The organism is Streptomyces sp. NPDC001663 (assembly GCF_042893105.1).
Taxonomy (GTDB): domain Bacteria; phylum Actinomycetota; class Actinomycetes; order Streptomycetales; family Streptomycetaceae; genus Streptomyces.
This window is the reverse complement of the sequence record NZ_JBIAUR010000003.1, coordinates 666236-680937: the sequence shown is the minus strand read 5'-3', so window position 1 is coordinate 680937 and position 14702 is coordinate 666236. Positions and strand designations below refer to the sequence as shown.

General features: G+C 70.6%; 19 protein-coding genes. 11 read left to right on the top strand and 8 right to left on the bottom strand.

Going from position 1 to position 14702, the window contains the following annotated elements; genetic code table 11:
- The first annotated feature begins 89 nt into the window (after positions 1-89).
- The 6 genes from ACFY1L_RS13680 (at position 90) to ACFY1L_RS13655 (ending at position 6211) form a co-directional block, all read left to right on the top strand.
- Positions 90-1319: a prenyltransferase/squalene oxidase repeat-containing protein gene (locus ACFY1L_RS13680; RefSeq protein ID WP_388822781.1), complete on the top strand. Its 1230-nt coding sequence runs from the start codon at positions 90-92 to the stop codon at positions 1317-1319.
- Positions 1316-1954, top strand: coding sequence for an SCO2322 family protein (locus tag ACFY1L_RS13675; protein WP_388822779.1), 639 nt, complete (start codon positions 1316-1318; stop codon positions 1952-1954). The genes ACFY1L_RS13680 and ACFY1L_RS13675 overlap by 4 nt, the downstream gene beginning before the upstream one ends.
- The gene (locus ACFY1L_RS13670; protein WP_388822777.1) at positions 1947-3017 is read left to right on the top strand and encodes a CbiQ family ECF transporter T component; all 1071 of its coding nucleotides are present in this window, start codon (positions 1947-1949) and stop codon (positions 3015-3017) included. The genes ACFY1L_RS13675 and ACFY1L_RS13670 overlap by 8 nt, the downstream gene beginning before the upstream one ends.
- Positions 3014-4684 (top strand): ABC transporter ATP-binding protein, encoded by a 1671-nt coding sequence (locus tag ACFY1L_RS13665; RefSeq protein ID WP_388822775.1) that lies wholly within the window; start codon positions 3014-3016, stop codon positions 4682-4684. Before ACFY1L_RS13670 ends, ACFY1L_RS13665 begins: the two co-directional genes overlap by 4 nt.
- A complete protein-coding gene (locus ACFY1L_RS13660) occupies positions 4681-5511 on the top strand; it encodes an ECF transporter S component (protein ID WP_388822773.1) in 831 nt (276 codons plus the stop codon). The genes ACFY1L_RS13665 and ACFY1L_RS13660 overlap by 4 nt, the downstream gene beginning before the upstream one ends.
- A 280-nt stretch (positions 5512-5791) precedes the next feature.
- A complete protein-coding gene (locus ACFY1L_RS13655) occupies positions 5792-6211 on the top strand; it encodes a transglycosylase SLT domain-containing protein (RefSeq protein WP_388822771.1) in 420 nt (139 codons plus the stop codon).
- Between the two features lie 30 nt (positions 6212-6241).
- On the opposite strand, the gene ACFY1L_RS13650 is transcribed toward ACFY1L_RS13655, so the two are convergent.
- Positions 6242-7489 carry an alpha/beta hydrolase family protein gene (locus tag ACFY1L_RS13650; RefSeq protein ID WP_388822769.1) on the bottom strand — a complete coding sequence of 416 codons (1248 nt, stop codon included), beginning with the start codon at positions 7487-7489 and terminating at the stop codon, positions 6242-6244.
- Positions 7490-7600: 111 nt separating this feature from the next.
- Between ACFY1L_RS13650 and ACFY1L_RS13645 the strand changes: the two genes are divergently transcribed.
- Positions 7601-8269 (top strand): YoaK family protein, encoded by a 669-nt coding sequence (locus ACFY1L_RS13645; protein WP_388822767.1) that lies wholly within the window; start codon positions 7601-7603, stop codon positions 8267-8269.
- Between the two features lie 10 nt (positions 8270-8279).
- On the opposite strand, the gene ACFY1L_RS13640 is transcribed toward ACFY1L_RS13645, so the two are convergent.
- Both ACFY1L_RS13640 and ACFY1L_RS13635 read right to left on the bottom strand, forming a co-directional pair.
- Positions 8280-8738 (bottom strand): pyridoxamine 5'-phosphate oxidase family protein, encoded by a 459-nt coding sequence (locus ACFY1L_RS13640; RefSeq protein WP_388822765.1) that lies wholly within the window; start codon positions 8736-8738, stop codon positions 8280-8282.
- Positions 8725-9204: a hypothetical protein gene (locus tag ACFY1L_RS13635; RefSeq protein WP_388822763.1), complete on the bottom strand. Its 480-nt coding sequence runs from the start codon at positions 9202-9204 to the stop codon at positions 8725-8727. Before ACFY1L_RS13635 ends, ACFY1L_RS13640 begins: the two co-directional genes overlap by 14 nt.
- 123 nt (positions 9205-9327) lie before the next feature.
- Here ACFY1L_RS13635 and ACFY1L_RS13630 point away from each other — a divergent pair, with 123 nt between their 5' ends.
- The gene (locus ACFY1L_RS13630) at positions 9328-9549 is read left to right on the top strand and encodes a hypothetical protein (RefSeq protein ID WP_388822761.1); all 222 of its coding nucleotides are present in this window, start codon (positions 9328-9330) and stop codon (positions 9547-9549) included.
- 73 nt (positions 9550-9622) lie between these two features.
- On the opposite strand, the gene ACFY1L_RS13625 is transcribed toward ACFY1L_RS13630, so the two are convergent.
- Complete coding sequence (locus tag ACFY1L_RS13625) at positions 9623-10159, bottom strand: DinB family protein (protein WP_388822759.1); 537 nt, start codon at positions 10157-10159, stop codon at positions 9623-9625.
- A gap of 193 nt (positions 10160-10352) precedes the next feature.
- Here ACFY1L_RS13625 and ACFY1L_RS13620 point away from each other — a divergent pair, with 193 nt between their 5' ends.
- The gene (locus ACFY1L_RS13620; RefSeq protein ID WP_388822757.1) at positions 10353-10811 is read left to right on the top strand and encodes a nitroreductase family deazaflavin-dependent oxidoreductase; all 459 of its coding nucleotides are present in this window, start codon (positions 10353-10355) and stop codon (positions 10809-10811) included.
- Between the two features lie 47 nt (positions 10812-10858).
- Here the strand turns inward: ACFY1L_RS13620 and ACFY1L_RS13615 are convergent, their stop codons facing one another.
- Complete coding sequence (locus tag ACFY1L_RS13615; protein ID WP_388822755.1) at positions 10859-11446, bottom strand: GNAT family N-acetyltransferase; 588 nt, start codon at positions 11444-11446, stop codon at positions 10859-10861.
- A gap of 70 nt (positions 11447-11516) precedes the next feature.
- The gene (locus ACFY1L_RS13610; protein WP_388822753.1) at positions 11517-11948 is read right to left on the bottom strand and encodes an ATP-binding protein; all 432 of its coding nucleotides are present in this window, start codon (positions 11946-11948) and stop codon (positions 11517-11519) included.
- 96 nt (positions 11949-12044) lie between these two features.
- Between ACFY1L_RS13610 and ACFY1L_RS13605 the strand changes: the two genes are divergently transcribed.
- Both ACFY1L_RS13605 and ACFY1L_RS13600 read left to right on the top strand, forming a co-directional pair.
- Complete coding sequence (locus ACFY1L_RS13605; protein WP_388822751.1) at positions 12045-12881, top strand: helix-turn-helix transcriptional regulator; 837 nt, start codon at positions 12045-12047, stop codon at positions 12879-12881.
- The gene (locus tag ACFY1L_RS13600; RefSeq protein WP_388822749.1) at positions 12853-13050 is read left to right on the top strand and encodes a DUF397 domain-containing protein; all 198 of its coding nucleotides are present in this window, start codon (positions 12853-12855) and stop codon (positions 13048-13050) included. Before ACFY1L_RS13605 ends, ACFY1L_RS13600 begins: the two co-directional genes overlap by 29 nt.
- On the opposite strand, the gene ACFY1L_RS13595 is transcribed toward ACFY1L_RS13600, so the two are convergent.
- Together ACFY1L_RS13595 and ACFY1L_RS13590 are read right to left on the bottom strand one after the other, a co-directional pair.
- Positions 13034-13273 carry a hypothetical protein gene (locus ACFY1L_RS13595; RefSeq protein ID WP_388822747.1) on the bottom strand — a complete coding sequence of 80 codons (240 nt, stop codon included), beginning with the start codon at positions 13271-13273 and terminating at the stop codon, positions 13034-13036. The genes ACFY1L_RS13600 and ACFY1L_RS13595 overlap by 17 nt on opposite strands.
- A 44-nt stretch (positions 13274-13317) precedes the next feature.
- On the bottom strand, positions 13318-14487 hold the full coding sequence (locus tag ACFY1L_RS13590; protein ID WP_388822745.1) for a steroid 3-ketoacyl-CoA thiolase: 1170 nt from the start codon (positions 14485-14487) through the stop codon (positions 13318-13320).
- Positions 14488-14702 lie beyond the last annotated feature (215 nt).

The window sequence follows — 14702 nt, the reverse complement described above, 5'->3', positions numbered from 1 at the left end:
TACGGAGCCGAGCCGCCCGGGTTCTCCCGTGCTGCTGCCCGCGCTCCCGCAGCGAACCGAGAAGCAGCACAGAGAGGCACCCGCCGATCATGAACGTCGTCCGCCGCAGCGCCGCGGCGCTGGCCGCCGCCACCGTCGTCCTGGGTGCCGCCGTCCCCGCCATGGCCGCCACGCCCGCTCCGTCGATACCCGAGGGGTTGTACGGCAGCACGGACCCCAAGTACGACGGCGTCTGGCGCCAGTCGCTGGCGCTGCTCGCGCAGGACACCGTGGGTGTGAAGCCGGCGGCGACAGCGGTGGACTGGCTGGTGGGCCAGCAGTGCGCGAACGGGTCGTTCGCGGCGTTCCGCGCCGATGCCGCGAAGGCCTGCGACGCCAAGGTCGCGGTCGACACGAACAGTACGGCCGCCGCCGTCCAGGCACTCGCCGCGCTCGGCGGACACGACTCCGCCACCGGCAAGGCGGTCACCTGGCTGAAGTCCGTGCAGAACAAGGACGGCGGCTGGGGCTACGCGCCGGGCGGGGCGAGCGACGCGAACTCCACGTCCGTCGTCATCGGCGCGCTGGCCGCCGTAGGCGAGAAGCCGGGTGAGGTCACCAAGGACGGCAAGGGCGGCAAGTCTCCGTACGACACCCTGCTCGCACTCGCGCTGCCCTGCGACGGAGACGGTGCGGGCGCCTTCGCCTACCAGCCGGACAAGAAGGGCAAGTTGGCGGCCAACGCGGACGCGACGGCGGCGGCCGTGGTGGGCGCGCTGGGCAAGGGGCTGGCCGGGGACGCCCCGAAGCCCACCGACACCAAGCCGACCTGCAAGAAGGCCGTCGACCCCGAGCCGGCGGCACAGAACGGTGCCGCGTACCTCGTCAAGGCCCTGGCCAAGGACAAGCACCTGACGTCGACGCTCGCCGGCGCCAAGCCCCAGCCCGACTACGGCAACACGGCCGACGCGGTCCTCGCCCTCGCGACCGCCGGCCAGGGCGACAAGGCGGCCGACGCCATGCGCTGGCTGGAGTCGAACTCCAAGGCCTGGGCACAGCAGGGCGGACCGGCCGCGTACGCGCAGCTGATCCTCGCGGCGCACGCGGAGACCTTCGACGTCCACGACTTCGGCGGCCAGGACCTGGTGAAGCTCCTCAACGCGACCGGCCCGAAGCCGGCTTCCGTCCCGGCGACCGCCTCCCCCACCCCCGGCGACTCGAACAAGGTGGACACGAAGGACGACTCCGGCGTCAGCGTGTGGTGGATCATCGGGGTGGGGCTCGTCGGCGGCATCGGGGTCGGGTTCCTGATCAGCGGCCGTAAGAAGAAGCAGCCGTGATCCGCCGCGTTGTCTTCCTGCTGGCCGCGCTGTTCCTGACCCTGGCCGCGATCAGCGGCCAGGCGCAGGCGGTCGGCTATCGCTACTGGTCCTTCTGGGACTACGACAACGGCCGCTGGACGTACGCCACCCAGGGCCCGTCCACCGCCCGCCCCTACGACGGCGACGTCCAGGGCTTCCGCTTCTCGGTGAGCGAGGACTCGCAGGACTCGGCGAAACCGCGCGGCCAGGCGTCGTTCGCGGTGATCTGCGCCCGGACGCCGGCCCAGGAGGGCAGGAAGCGGGTGGCTCTGGTCATCGACTTCGGCACGGCGGCGGACGCCCCGTCGGGCGAGACACCACCGGCCCGCCGTACGGCCTGCGCGCGGGTGCCGTCCGACGGGACGACGGCAGAGGCACTGGCCTCGGTGGCGAAGCCGCTCCGGTACGACACCGATGCCCTGCTGTGCGCCATCGCCGGGTATCCGGAGAAGGGGTGCGGGGAGCAGGTCTCGGCGGCAAAGAAGCCGACAGCTGCGGAGAAGAAGGGCGACCGGGACGGCGGGCCTTCGGTGGGGCTGTTCGCAGGGGCGGGTGCGGTTGCGCTGCTGGGCGCGGCGGCGGTGTGGCAGGCACGGCGACGCAGGCATGGCTAGTCGGCCCACGTCGCTGCACCCCGGCGCCTGGTGGCTCTGGTCCCTGGGCCTCGGCACCGCGGCCACCCGCACCACCAACCCCCTCCTCCTGACCCTCCTCATCGCGACATCCGCCTACGTGGTCGCCACCTGCCGCCCCCGAACCCCCTGGTCCCACTCCTACTCCGCCTTCCTCAAACTCGCCCTGGCCGTCCTCCTCATCCGCCTGGTCTTCGCGGTGGCGCTCGGCTCCCCCATCCCCGGCACGCATGTGATCGTCACCCTCCCCGAACTCCCGCTCCCCCACTGGGCCCAGGGCATCCGCCTGGGTGGCAGGGTCACCGCCGAGTCCCTGGTCTTCGCCTTCTACGACGGCCTGAAGCTGGCCACGCTCCTCGTCTGCGTCGGCGCCGCGAACGCCCTGGCCAACCCGTCCCGCCTCCTCAAGTCCCTCCCCGGCGCCCTCTACGAGACGGGCGTCGCAGTGGTCGTGGCCCTCACCTTCGCGCCGAACCTCATCGCCGACGTCCAGCGCCTGCGCGCCGCCCGGCGCCTGCGCGGCCGCCCCGACAAGGGCATCCGCGGCCTGCTGCAGGTCGGACTCCCGGTGCTGGAGGGCGCGTTGGAGCGTTCGGTCGCCCTCGCCGCCGCCATGGACGCCCGCGGTTACGGCCGAACCGCCCAGGTCCCCACCGCAGTTCGCCGCACCACCGCCGCCCTCACCCTCGGCGGCCTGCTCGGCGTCTGCGCGGGAACGTACGGGCTGCTCACCGCCGAGGGCGGCACCTACGGCCTGCCCCTTCTGCTCGCCGGAGTCGCCGCGGCCCTGGCCGGCCTGCGGCTGGGCGGCCGCCGCAGCCTGCGCACGCGTTACCGGCCCGACCGCTGGGACGTGCGCGCCTGGCTGGTCGCCGGGTCCGGCGCCACGGTCGCCGCGCTGCTCACCCTGGCCGCCGCGGACAACCCGGCGGCCCTGCACCCCGGTGTCGTACCGCTCATGTCCCCCACGCTCCCGCTCTGGCCGGCCGCAGCCGTACTCCTCGGCCTGCTCCCCTCACTCGTCGCCCCCAAGGAGCCGTCGTGATCCGCTTCGAGGATGTCTCCGTGACGTACGACGGGGCGGCCGAACCCACCGTGCGGGGCGTGGACTTCGAGGTCCCGGAAGGCGAACTCGTGCTCCTGGTCGGCCCGTCGGGGGTCGGCAAGTCGACGATCCTCGGTGCCGTGAGCGGCCTGGTGCCGCACTTCACGGGCGGTACGTTGCGGGGCCGGGTGACGGTGGCGGGCCGTGACACCCGTACCCACAAACCACGCGAACTCGCGGACGTCGTGGGCACGGTGGGCCAGGACCCGCTGTCCCACTTCGTGACGGACACGGTGGAGGACGAACTCGCGTACGGCATGGAGTCGTTGGGGCTGGCACCGGACGTGATGCGCCGCCGGGTCGAGGAAACCCTCGACCTCCTCGGCCTGACCGACCTCCGCGGCCGCCCCATCGCCACCCTCTCCGGCGGCCAGCAGCAACGCGTGGCCATCGGCTCGGTCCTCACCCCACACCCCAAGGCCCTGATCCTCGACGAACCGACATCAGCCCTGGACCCGGCAGCAGCGGAGGAAGTCCTCGCCGTCCTCCAACGCCTGGTCCACGACCTCGGCACGACGGTCCTGATGGCCGAACACCGCCTGGAACGGGTCATCCAGTACGCGGACCAGGTGGCCGTGCTGCCGGCCCCTGGAGCGCCGCCTCAACTGGGCGCCCCAGCCGACATGATGGCCGTGTCGCCGGTGTGTCCGCCGGTGGTGGACCTGGGGCGACTTGCCGGTTGGTCACCGCTGCCGTTGACGGTGCGGGACGCGCGGCGGCGGGCGGGTGACCTTCGGGAGCGCCTGTCCGGTCGTGCGGCGCCGTCTCACGAACCTCCCGCATCCGTGTACCGTCCGGCGCCCGCCCCTTCCCGTCGGCGTCTCCGCAGGAAGGACCCGGCCGCTCCGGCTCCCCGGCTGCTGGCCGAGGTCCGCTCACTCGCCGTCCGCCGCGCCCGTGTCGACGCCCTGCGGTACATCGACCTCGCCGTCACCCACGGCGAAACCATCGCCCTCATGGGCCGTAACGGCGCCGGAAAGTCCACGCTGCTCAACACCCTCGTCGGGCTCGTGGAACCGTCCGCCGGGTCGGTCCGCGTGGGTGGCGTCACGCCCCACCGCACCGCGCCCCCCGACCTCGTGCGCCGCGTCGGACTCGTCCCCCAGGAACCCCGCGATCTGCTGTACGCCGACACCGTCGCCGAGGAGTGCGCCGCCGCCGACCGGGATGCCGGAGCCGACCCCGGTACCTGCCGGGCACTGGTGTCCGAGCTGCTCCCCGGCGTCCCCGACGACACCCACCCCCGCGACCTCTCCGAGGGCCAGCGCCTCACCCTCGCCCTGGCAGTCGTCCTCACCGCCCGCCCACCCCTGCTGCTCCTGGACGAACCGACCCGCGGACTGGACTACGCGGCGAAGACCCGCCTCGTGGCCGTCCTGCGCACGCTCGCCGCCGCGGGCCACGCCATCGTCCTGGCCACCCATGACGTCGAACTCGCCGCCGAACTCGCCCACAGAGTCGTGCTGTTGGCCGACGGCGAGGTGATCGCCGACGGCCCGACGGCCGAGGTGGTCGTCTCGTCCCCGTCGTTCGCCCCGCAGGTCACCAAGATCCTGGCACCGCAGGAGTGGCTGACTGTCGCCCAGGTACGGGAGGCGCTGCGATGACCGGAACGCCGCCCATCCGCCTGGGCCCCCGCTCGGTCGCCGCCCTCCTCCTGGTCAGCGCCGTAGGCATCACCGGATTCGGCTGGCCCTTCCTCGCCCCGCCCTCCTCGCAGATCGGCACGCACGCCCAGGACGCCCCCTGGCTCTTCGCCGGCCTGCTCGTACTGCTCGTCGCAGTCGTCGCCGCGACCATCGCGGAGTCGGGCCTCGGCCCGAAGGCGGTCGCCATGCTCGGCGTGCTCGCCGCCACCGGTGCCGCCCTGCGCCCCATCGGCGCCGGTACCGCCGGTATCGAGCCGATGTTCTTCCTGATGGTGCTGAGCGGCCGTGTCCTGGGCCCGGGCTTCGGCTTCACCCTCGGTTCGCTCACGATGTTCGCCTCCGCGCTGCTCACGGGCGGGGTGGGCCCGTGGATGCCGTTCCAGATGCTGGCGATGGGCTGGTTCACGATGGGCGCGGGCCTGCTGCCCGGCCCGGACCGCCTGCGCGGCCGCGCCGAACTCGCCCTCCTCGCCGTCTACGGCTTCCTCGCCGCCTTCGCCTACGGCACGATCATGAACCTGGCCGGCTGGCCCTTCATGGGCACACTGGCGTCGGGCATCGCCTTCGACCCGCACGCCGCCGTCCCCGCCAACCTGGCCCGTTTCCTCGCGTACTGCGTGGCCACCTCGCTCGGCTGGGACCTGGGCCGGGCCGTCGTCACCGTCGTCCTGACGCTGACGCTCGGCCCGGCGGTGCTCAGGGCACTACGCAGAGCAACCCGCCGGGCCGCGTTCGAGACCGCGGTCACATTCGAGCCCCACCGACCGGTGAAGCACCCCACATGACCCACATCACCCACTATTCACCCTAGTAGTACATTTCGGACGCCATGTCCACGCCATAAGCGCCTCTGACCTGCACTTTGAGAGCCAGGTCACACGAACCCCGCCCCTCCCAGATACGACCACAACTAGCAAATAGGGTCATTGCGGACCCCTTCCGAGCCTGCTTCTCTGGACGACGTCGCACGGCGCCGACCTGCCCCAGGGCATCGGCGCCGACGCATGCAACCGGGGTTCCGGACCTGCATACGGCGACCCCCTGTCCCCGAAGAAAAGGTTCCTCGTGTCCGTCTCCCGCATCGTCCGCAGCATCGCGTCCCCGAAGAAGGCCCTCACCACCGCCGCCCTGGCCGCCGCCACCGCCGGCATGGTGCTGACCGCGGCTCCCGCCCACGCCGCGTCCGCCGACTCGGCCGCCAGCGCACAGGCGATCGCGCACAAGATGATCCCGAGCGCGGCCCAGTACAACGCCTTCAGCAACATCGTCGAGCACGAGAGCGGCTGGAACGTCACCGCCACCAACGCCTCCTCCGGCGCCTACGGCCTGGTCCAGGCCCTGCCCGGCTCCAAGATGGCCACCGCCGGCTCGGACTGGAAGACCAACGCCAAGACCCAGATCAAGTGGGGCCTGGACTACATGAACTCCCGCTACGGCAGCCCGACCGCCGCCTGGGCCTTCTGGCAGGCCAACGGCTGGTACTGAGCCACAGCCGATTCCGGGCCGCCGCGCACCTCACCGTCGTAGGCCGTCGAAGAACCGCACCACCTGCGGGGCCGACACCGCGAACGACCCGAAGTGGTCCACGGCCCCTTGATCGACCACCCGCACCCTCGCTCCCTGACCTGCGAGGGTGCGGGCGCATGTGCGGGTGTTGCCGATGGGCACGTCGGTGTCGTCGTCCCCGGCGTACAGCCGCACCGGCACGTCCGGCTTCCAGTCGCAGGTGTGGTCGGCGGCGCGCATCGCGTCCAGCAGCGGGCCCGACGGGTGCCGCAGACGCTCGTAGAAGGAGGGCGTGAGCAGGTTCTTCACGTCCGGGGCGAGTCCCTTGACGACCTCCTCCTCGTCGTGGCTCCCGTCGAAGAGGTTCTCGACGCGGCTCGCGTACGGGGCGCGGAAGACCTCGGACGGGTCCTTGTAGATGGGGTGCAGGCGGTTCTGCGCGACCAGCCAGTACGAGATGTACAGGACGCCGCTGATGTCGTTGACCCGGCCGTCGTACAGGGCCGGGACCTCCTGGCCCTCGAGGTCGTACGGCCCGCTGACCGGTGCCAGCGCCTTCAGCCGGAAGTGCCCGTCGGCGCCCCCTTCCAGTGCCCGCCCGAGCGCCATGGCCACCTGGCCGCCCTGTGAGAAGCCGGTCGCGTACACGTCCCCGTTGAGCGGGCGGCCCAGCCGGTCCGCGGCCGTGCGGGCGGCACGCAGCATGTCGACGGAGGCCGTCACGGACGAGGCGGTGTCCATGTACGGGTGCAGGCCGGGGCCGCTGCCCAGCCCCAGGTAGTCGGGCGCGGCGACCGCACGCCCGGCGGAGGCGTTCAGATACGACGGGATGCGGCCGAAGTCCTCGCTCGCGGAGGGCGCGTAGCTGCGCGTGACCATGGTGCCGTGGGTGTCGGAGACCAGGTCGAGGTGCCGGGGTCCTCCCTTGGGGAGGGTGAGCAGGCCGGTCGCCGTCGTCGGCTTCCCGTGCGGGTCCACGGTCCGGTACGTCAGCCGGTACGCCCGTACGCCGTACCGCACGGGGTCGGCGGAGACGTCCCGCCCGGTCAGGAACTCCCTGACCTGCCCGGCATCGCGGTCGGCGACCGGCGTGACGGAGACGAGGTCCCCGCGCCGCGCCTGCTGCGTCTGCTCACCGGCGGCCGCCACCGGGGCCACGGCGAGCCCGGCGAGCAGCAGGGCCGCCGCTCCGGCGAGTCCCCTCCGCGTCCGCCAACTGGTCCGTGTTTCATGGGATTTACGCGTCTCATCACTCATGTCCCCGACGCTACGGACGCGCAGTTCATGTCGACATCCGAGAATCCCCCGCGTCCGTGGTGGACTTGAGTGCACCATGCCCGTCCGGCCGCCCGGAGACCCGGAGAGTCAATGAGTGAATACGAGACACGCGGACTGCGCCTGGTGTTCGTGCTGTTGGGGCTCACGGTGGTCAGCGGGCTCATCGACGCCGTGAGTTATCTGGGCCTCGGCCATGTCTTCACGGCGAACATGACCGGCAACGTGGTGGTGCTGGGCTTCGCCGCCGCCGGGGCGCCGGGCTTCTCGGTGCGGCACACGGCGACCTCGCTGGGCTGCTTCCTGCTGGGTGCGGTGGCCGGAGGACGGGTCTCGCGACGGCTGGGCGAGGGTTCGCGCCGTACCTTTGCCCGGCTCACGCTGGCCGTCGAGGCGGCCCTGGTGGGCGCGTCCGCCGTGGCCGCCTTCGCCGCCCCGCACGCCACCGCCACCCGCTACACCGTGATCGCCCTGACCGCCGTCGCGATGGGCCTGCGCAACGCGACGGTCCGCAAGCTCGAAGTACCCGGCCTCACCACGACCACGGTCCTGACGATGACCCTGACCGGCCTGGCCGCCGACTCCCGGGCCGGCGGCGGCTCCGGCGGCCACTCACCGCGCCGCTCGGCGGCGGTCGTCGCGATGGCCGCCGGCGCCTGCCTGGGCGCGTGGCTGGTGCTCCACCACGGCCTGGGCATTCCGCTGCTGGTCGCGGCGGGGGCGGCGGGAGTGCTGGCGCTCGTGGCCTCAGGGCGGGAGTAGGAGACGTACGTCAGCCGGGATCGGCCGGAACCCGGTGATCAGGTTGCCCGTCCTTGGCCAGGATCGAGTGCTCGTCGGCGACGGCGCGGTACAGCCGTATGCCGGAGTCGCCCTGGACGTCGTCGGCGGTCCAGACCCGCCCGCCGTGCTGCACGGACCGCCGGGAGAAGACGTCCAGCGCGTGCGCGACATCCGGTCCCGCCACACGGGCGGCGACGGCGGACATGTACGCACCCTGACCGGTACCGATGACTGCCGACGAGTCGAAGACGGCGATCCCCACCTCGGGCCGTACGGCGATGTTGCGGGAGTGCAGGGCGTCCGGCGAGGAGACCCAGAAGAACTCGCGGTAGCCCTCGTGGGCGAAGTAGACCGGAGAACTCCACGGCCGCCCCTGCCCGTCGGCGGTGGCGAGCACCATGTACAGGTTGGCGTCGACGACGGCGCGCACGATCTCACCGGGGTTCATCGACGGCTCCTGCGGTACGCCTGCGGTACGTGAGCGGGAAGTCCCGCTCCCAGCCCGCCGACTCGTCCGTCCGCTTCTCCCAGGCGCCGCGGATGGTGTCGCCGTCGTCGCCGATCCGCCCGAGGAACCGCTGCCGGAAGTCCAGCGGCGAGAAGTCCGGTGTCTCGCGCAGCAGTTGCCACACCTCGCCGTCGAAGGCCATCGCATACGTCCGTACGACGCCCCGCGAGTCGAAGTAGTGCTGCGTGTACGCACCCGTCTCCGGGTCCACCGCGATGATCGACATGCTGTCCGGTACGGGATTCGGGGCCTCGGAGCGCTGCACCAGGAACTGCCCGTCCAGGCTCCACTCGAACACACTGCGCCCGGGCGGCACCTCGAGCCCGGGAAACTCGGCCTCCACCACCCATTCCCCGACCAGCACCTCCAGCCGCTTCAGGGCTTCCTGCCGTGCCACTGCACCCATGACATGCACCTCCCTGTCATCAGTGAAGACGGCAGCGGCGGGCAAAACTCATCGGTCCGGCACCCGCGTCAGCCGGCGCTCCCGGACGCGCACCCTGATGCCAGGGGCGTCGTTAGGCTGGTCATGAAGATCATCGTTCCCGCCGCGCTTGCCGCCGCGACCCTCGTCCTGACTGTCGCCCTCCCAGCCTCCGCGGACCCGGACCCCGGGACTCACCAGACCGGCCAGAAGAGCGCACCCAGCTCCGTGGCCAACTCCGGAAACAGCAACCCCACAGCCGTCGACACGGAAGCGGACCCGGACAGCGAAGGGCTCCTTGCGAGCCTCGTGGGCCGGGTGCTCTAGCGGCACCTGAGCACCGCGGAGCCGGGCAAAGGCGGGGACCGCCGCGTCCCCGCCGGCGACCGCTGATCGTCGGCTACTCGCCGGTGGCGCCGTCGATGGCCTCGCGGAGGAGATCCGCATGGCCGACGTGGCGGGCGTACTCCTCGATCACGTGCTCGAGGACGAACCGCACATCGGTGTCACCGAATTCCGGGTTCGGCACGATACGCGCGAGGTCGACGGTCACCTTCGCGAACACCTGCCGCGACTCCTCGCACGCCTTCAGGTAGTCCTCGTAGACGTCCCTGGCCGGCGTAACGTCCGACTCGTCGTACCACTCGTCACCGTCAGCGGTGACGTAGGTCCGATAAGGGAAGAAGCGAGGCGTCGTGCCTGCCAGTGTCCGCTGGAACCAGGCACGTTCAACCCCCTGCAGATGGCGCATGAGCCCCAGCAGGGTCAACGCCGACGACCGCACAGGACGTAGCCGCAGTTGGGCATCCGAGAGGCCCTCGCACTTCCACAAGAACGTCGCTCGGTGGTAGTCGAGATTCGAGGCGATCACCTCCAGCCACGGCCCCGACACTGCGCGCTCGGGCCGGACGATCTTCTGGACCACGATGTCGCTCACGCTGGAGTCCCCTTACCGGTCATCAAGCTCGGTCGAGTTCGAGCCCGTCCGCCCGAGAAGACCTCGCTTCGTATCGGAACTCATCGCTCGACGAAATGCGGCCGGGATGTCGAGACCGGCGGGGCGGCTCCGTCCCAGGGGCAGATGCGGCCGGCGTGGCCGCACCACCGCTCGTACCGGAAGGACAGCCGCCATGGCCATCGCCGAGGACCTCGACCGCGCCACCGACTCGCAGTGGGACTGGGTCGCCGAGCACACCCGCACGTATCTCGCCTCGGGCGGCACCGAAGGCCACGAGAGCAACGGCGTGCGCACCCTCGTGCTCGCCACGACCGGACGCCGGACCGGTACGCCGCGCCGCACCTGCCTGATCTACGGCACCACGGACGACGGCGAGTACGTCGTCGTCGCCTCCAAGGGCGGTGCCGAGGAGGACCCGGCATGGTTCATGAACCTCGAGGCGGACCAGGGCGTCGGGGTGCAGGTCGGGACTCGCCGGTTCACCGCACGCGCCCGCGTCGCGTCCTCGGCCGAGCGCGCGTCCCTCTGGGCCCGGATGGTGGACATCTTCCCGCTCTACGACGACTACGCGCAGAAGACCGCCCGCGAGATCCCGATCGTCCTGCTCACCCCGCTGGACGGACCCCGCTAGTGTGACGCCTCACCGCGTCGGCCACAGCCCCCACCGCCGCCGCGGGATCAGATATCGCCCTGGACAAGGGCGTGCAGATGCTGGTCATGCCATCCGTCCGTGTGCAGCAGCGCGCTGCGCATGGTGCCTTCGAGGGAGTACCCGGCCTTGGCGGCCACCCGACAGGATGCCGGGTTGGCAACCGAGTGGCACAGCCGCAGGCGATGCAGGCCGAGGTCGTTGAGGGCCCACTCACTGACGCGTTTCACGGCCTCGACCACGACGCCGCCGCCGCGGGCCGAGGGCAGAATCCAGTAGACGATTTCGGCGCTGCCGCCCTCGAGGTCCATGTCGCCCCACCCGATGAGCCCCATGGCCTGGCAACCGGGGCGGGCGATGGCCCAGATCGCGCTCCGCTCGGCCTGCCAACGCTCGTGCATACGCTCGATCCTCCTGCGGGCGCCTTCCGGCGTCTCCACTGGCAGGAGGTTCCATTGACAAATCGCCGGGTCGTGGCTGGCTGCCACCAAGGCGTCGGCGTCGGACAGGCGCCAGGGCCGCAGCTCCAGGCCGTTCGCAAGACCAAGTGTCGGCTGGGCATTCCGGGCCATCTGACCTGCGGGAACGACGGCGGGAACGCCTGAGTTGGAGATCATTGCCGCATCGTGCCACGGCCTTCGGTCGCAACGCGGCAGCGGCGAAGGCGGCCAAGTCTGCACCGTGTCGTCACTCGAACTCGTACTCAGGACACTCCAGGAGCCCGTCCGACCCACCGCACTCGAACCACACCGTCTTCCCGCCCCCGGACGCGGCCGACACCCCCCACTTGTCGACCACCGCGTCCAGGAGCAGCAGCCCGCGACCGCCCTCCGCCTCCAGCGACAACTCCGCCGGGGAGCACGGCGGTTGAGGGCAGCCGTCCGCCACCTCCACCCTGACTCCCGCCGCCGACCGCAGCACCATCAGCACACAATGCCGGTCCGGAACATGTCGTACGACATTGGCGACCAGCTCGGTCACGCCCAGTTCCACGGCGTCGGACAGTTCCGCCAACTCCCACTCGTCGAGCAACGAGCGGACGATGCGGCGGATGTGACGGGCAGAATGCTCACCCGCGGTGAGGCTCAGCCGGTACGTGGGGGGAAAGTATCCGTTCACACGACGAGCTTGATCCGGCGCAACTACTCTGGGCTACAAGGCGGATACAACCAGTCCCGCAGTCCGCGGCAATCGTTGCACCCAAGGGGGCCGTGCGTGACCCACATCAACACCCTGGACCCGGGCGCCTCGCCGCTCGACTACTACGGCTACGAGTTGCGCCGCTATCGCGAGACCGCGGGGCTGACGCAGCGTCAACTCGGGGACATCGTGAACTACACGGGCTCGATGGTCGGCCAGATCGAGACGGCGAGGAAGCTGCCGACACAGGACTTCAGCGAGCGGGCGGATGCGGCGCTGGGGACGGACGGGGCGTTGTCGCGGCTGGTCGAGTTGGTGATGCGGAGTCAACTTCCGGCGTGGTTCAGGCAGGTGGCCGAGCTGGAGGCTCGGGCGATCGAGGTCTGCACCTTCCAGATGGGCATGATCCACGGTCTCCTTCAGACCAATGCGTATGCCCGGGCTACCCTCGGCGCACTCGACCGGACCAAGCTCGACGACCGCACCGCCGTTCGACTGTCCCGGCAGCGCATCTTCGAGAAGGAGGAGCCGCCGGTCTTCTGGATGGCGATCAGCGAGGGCGTATTGTGCCAGGAGGTCGGCGGGCGGGAGACCATGCGCGGCCAACTGGCCCATCTGTTGAGCTTCGAGGACAACTCGCGGATCAACGTCCAGGTGCTGCCGTTCTCGGCAGGAGCGCATGCCGGTTCGCAAGGCTCGTTCACCGTCTTCCGCTTCGCGAGCGACCCGACCATTGTCTACACCGAGGGATACGGCAGCGGGCATCCGACCGCGAACCCGGACACCGTCAAGGACTGTTCACTCCGTTACGATCATCTCCGGGCCGCCGCTCTCTCCCTCAAGGATTCGGCGGATCTGATCCGGCGAGTAATGGAGGAACGCTATGGAGAACCAGACGGCTCAGTGGCGTAAGTCCAGCTACAGCGGCGACCAGGGCGGCGAGTGCATCGAGATCGCCGAACTCCCCGGCGCCACCGTCGCCGTACGCGACTCAAAGACCCCCGCCGGGCCGGCACTCTCCTTCCGGCCCGACGCATTCCGTCGTTTCGTCTCCTGGAGCGGCGCTACGCCTGAGGTCTGACACCCCCCGTCTTCGCCGCCTGGTGGGATCTCCACTCCTTGCGGAAGAAGTACACGCGCAGCGCCGCGATCGCCAGGAACAGCAGCCCGAAGCCGCCCCGGCCCAGGCCCCCTACCTGGACGAACCAGTAGAGGGCCAGGCCGCCGAAGGACAGGCAAATGGCGATGATGATGGGTTCGCGGATGTAGAAGGGCAGGACGCGGAGGATTACATTGATCAGCATTGGGTAAGTTGACCAGTTCGCGTCAACTCCCTGCAAGCCCCGCCCTAGAGCCGCTGAATGATCGTCCCGGTGGCCAGTCCACCGCCCGCACACATCGTGATGAGCGCGAACTCCTTGTCCGTCCGCTCCAGTTCATGAAGTGCCGTCGTGATGAGCCGCGCCCCCGTGGCCCCCACCGGGTGCCCGAGCGCGATCGCGCCGCCGTTCACGTTCACCTTCTCCAGGTCCTGCTCGAAGACCTGCGCCCAGCTCAACACCACTGACGCGAACGCCTCGTTGATCTCGACGACGTCGATGTCCTTCAGGGACATGCCCGCCTTGCCCAGCACCGCCCGCGTCGCGTCGATCGGGCCGTCGAGGTGGAAGTGCGGGTCGGCCCCGACCAGCGCCTGGGCCACGATCCGCGCCCGCGGCTTCAGCTTCAGGGCCCGTGCCATCCGCTTCGACGCCCACATGATGGCCGCCGAACCGTCGCTGATCTGGGAGGAGTTGCCCGCCGTATGGACTGCGGTCGGCATGACCGGCTTCAGGCGGGCCAGCGCCTCCATGGACGTGTCGCGCAGGCCCTCGTCGCGGTCGACGAGCCGCCACATGCCCTGCCCGGCGCGCTGTTCGTCCTCCGTCGTCGGTACCTGGACCGCGAAGGTCTCCCGCTTGAAGCGTTCCTCGGACCAGGCGATCGCCGCCCGCTCCTGCGAGATGAGGCCCAGCGAGTCGACGTTCTCGCGCGTCAGCCCGCGATGGCGCGCGATCCGCTCCGCCGCCTCGAACTGGTTCGGCAGATCCACGTTCCATTCGTCGGGGAACGGCTTCCCGGGGCCGTGCTTCGACCCCGACCCCAGCGGCACCCGAGACATCGCCTCGACACCGCAGCTGATCCCGACGTCGATGACGCCCGCCGCGATCATGTTGGCCACCATGTGCGACGCCTGCTGCGAGGAACCGCACTGGCAGTCGACCGTCGTCGCCGCCGTCTCGTACGGCAGGCCCATGGTCAGCCAGGCGGTGCGCGCGGGGTTCATGGACTGTTCGCCGGCGTGCGTCACCGTGCCGCCGACGATCTGTTCGACCGCGTCGGCGGGGATGCCGGTGCGGCCGAGGAGTTCGCGGTACGTCTCGCCCAGGAGATAGGCGGGGTGGAGGTTGGCGAGCGCGCCGCCGCGCTTGCCGATGGGGGTGCGTACGGCTTCTACGATCACGGGTTCCGCGGCCATGGGGGGAGATCCTCTCCTCGGTTCCCGCGCGGCGCGGGGGCGTCCCGGCCGGCCCCGCCACGCTGAACTAGTACGTGTTCTAGTTCTGTCAGCAGTCTGCTGACAGCTCAACCACAACCGCAAGGGTCGTGCACGCTATTCGGCTTCAATTCGGCTTGCCGTACCCCTTGCACCTTGTAGAACCCGTTACTACCTTCACGGCAGCCCGATTCCTG

Excerpts from the sequence above, each read along its gene's own strand:
- ACFY1L_RS13600 (WP_388822749.1), top strand. The coding sequence starts at position 12,853 with ATGGAGAACCAGACGGCTCAGTGGCGTAAGTCCAGCTACAGCGGCGAC.
- ACFY1L_RS13670 (WP_388822777.1), top strand. The coding sequence starts at position 1,947 with ATGGCTAGTCGGCCCACGTCGCTGCACCCCGGCGCCTGGTGGCTCTGG.
- ACFY1L_RS13630 (WP_388822761.1), top strand. The coding sequence starts at position 9,328 with ATGAAGATCATCGTTCCCGCCGCGCTTGCCGCCGCGACCCTCGTCCTG.
- ACFY1L_RS13590 (WP_388822745.1), bottom strand. The coding sequence starts at position 14,487 with ATGGCCGCGGAACCCGTGATCGTAGAAGCCGTACGCACCCCCATCGGC.
- ACFY1L_RS13635 (WP_388822763.1), bottom strand. The coding sequence starts at position 9,204 with ATGGGTGCAGTGGCACGGCAGGAAGCCCTGAAGCGGCTGGAGGTGCTG.
- ACFY1L_RS13615 (WP_388822755.1), bottom strand. The coding sequence starts at position 11,446 with ATGATCTCCAACTCAGGCGTTCCCGCCGTCGTTCCCGCAGGTCAGATG.
- ACFY1L_RS13620 (WP_388822757.1), top strand. The coding sequence starts at position 10,353 with ATGGCCATCGCCGAGGACCTCGACCGCGCCACCGACTCGCAGTGGGAC.
- ACFY1L_RS13645 (WP_388822767.1), top strand. The coding sequence starts at position 7,601 with ATGAGTGAATACGAGACACGCGGACTGCGCCTGGTGTTCGTGCTGTTG.
- ACFY1L_RS13680 (WP_388822781.1), top strand. The coding sequence starts at position 90 with ATGAACGTCGTCCGCCGCAGCGCCGCGGCGCTGGCCGCCGCCACCGTC.
- ACFY1L_RS13595 (WP_388822747.1), bottom strand. The coding sequence starts at position 13,273 with ATGCTGATCAATGTAATCCTCCGCGTCCTGCCCTTCTACATCCGCGAA.
- ACFY1L_RS13650 (WP_388822769.1), bottom strand. The coding sequence starts at position 7,489 with ATGAGTGATGAGACGCGTAAATCCCATGAAACACGGACCAGTTGGCGG.
- ACFY1L_RS13660 (WP_388822773.1), top strand. The coding sequence starts at position 4,681 with ATGACCGGAACGCCGCCCATCCGCCTGGGCCCCCGCTCGGTCGCCGCC.
- ACFY1L_RS13640 (WP_388822765.1), bottom strand. The coding sequence starts at position 8,738 with ATGAACCCCGGTGAGATCGTGCGCGCCGTCGTCGACGCCAACCTGTAC.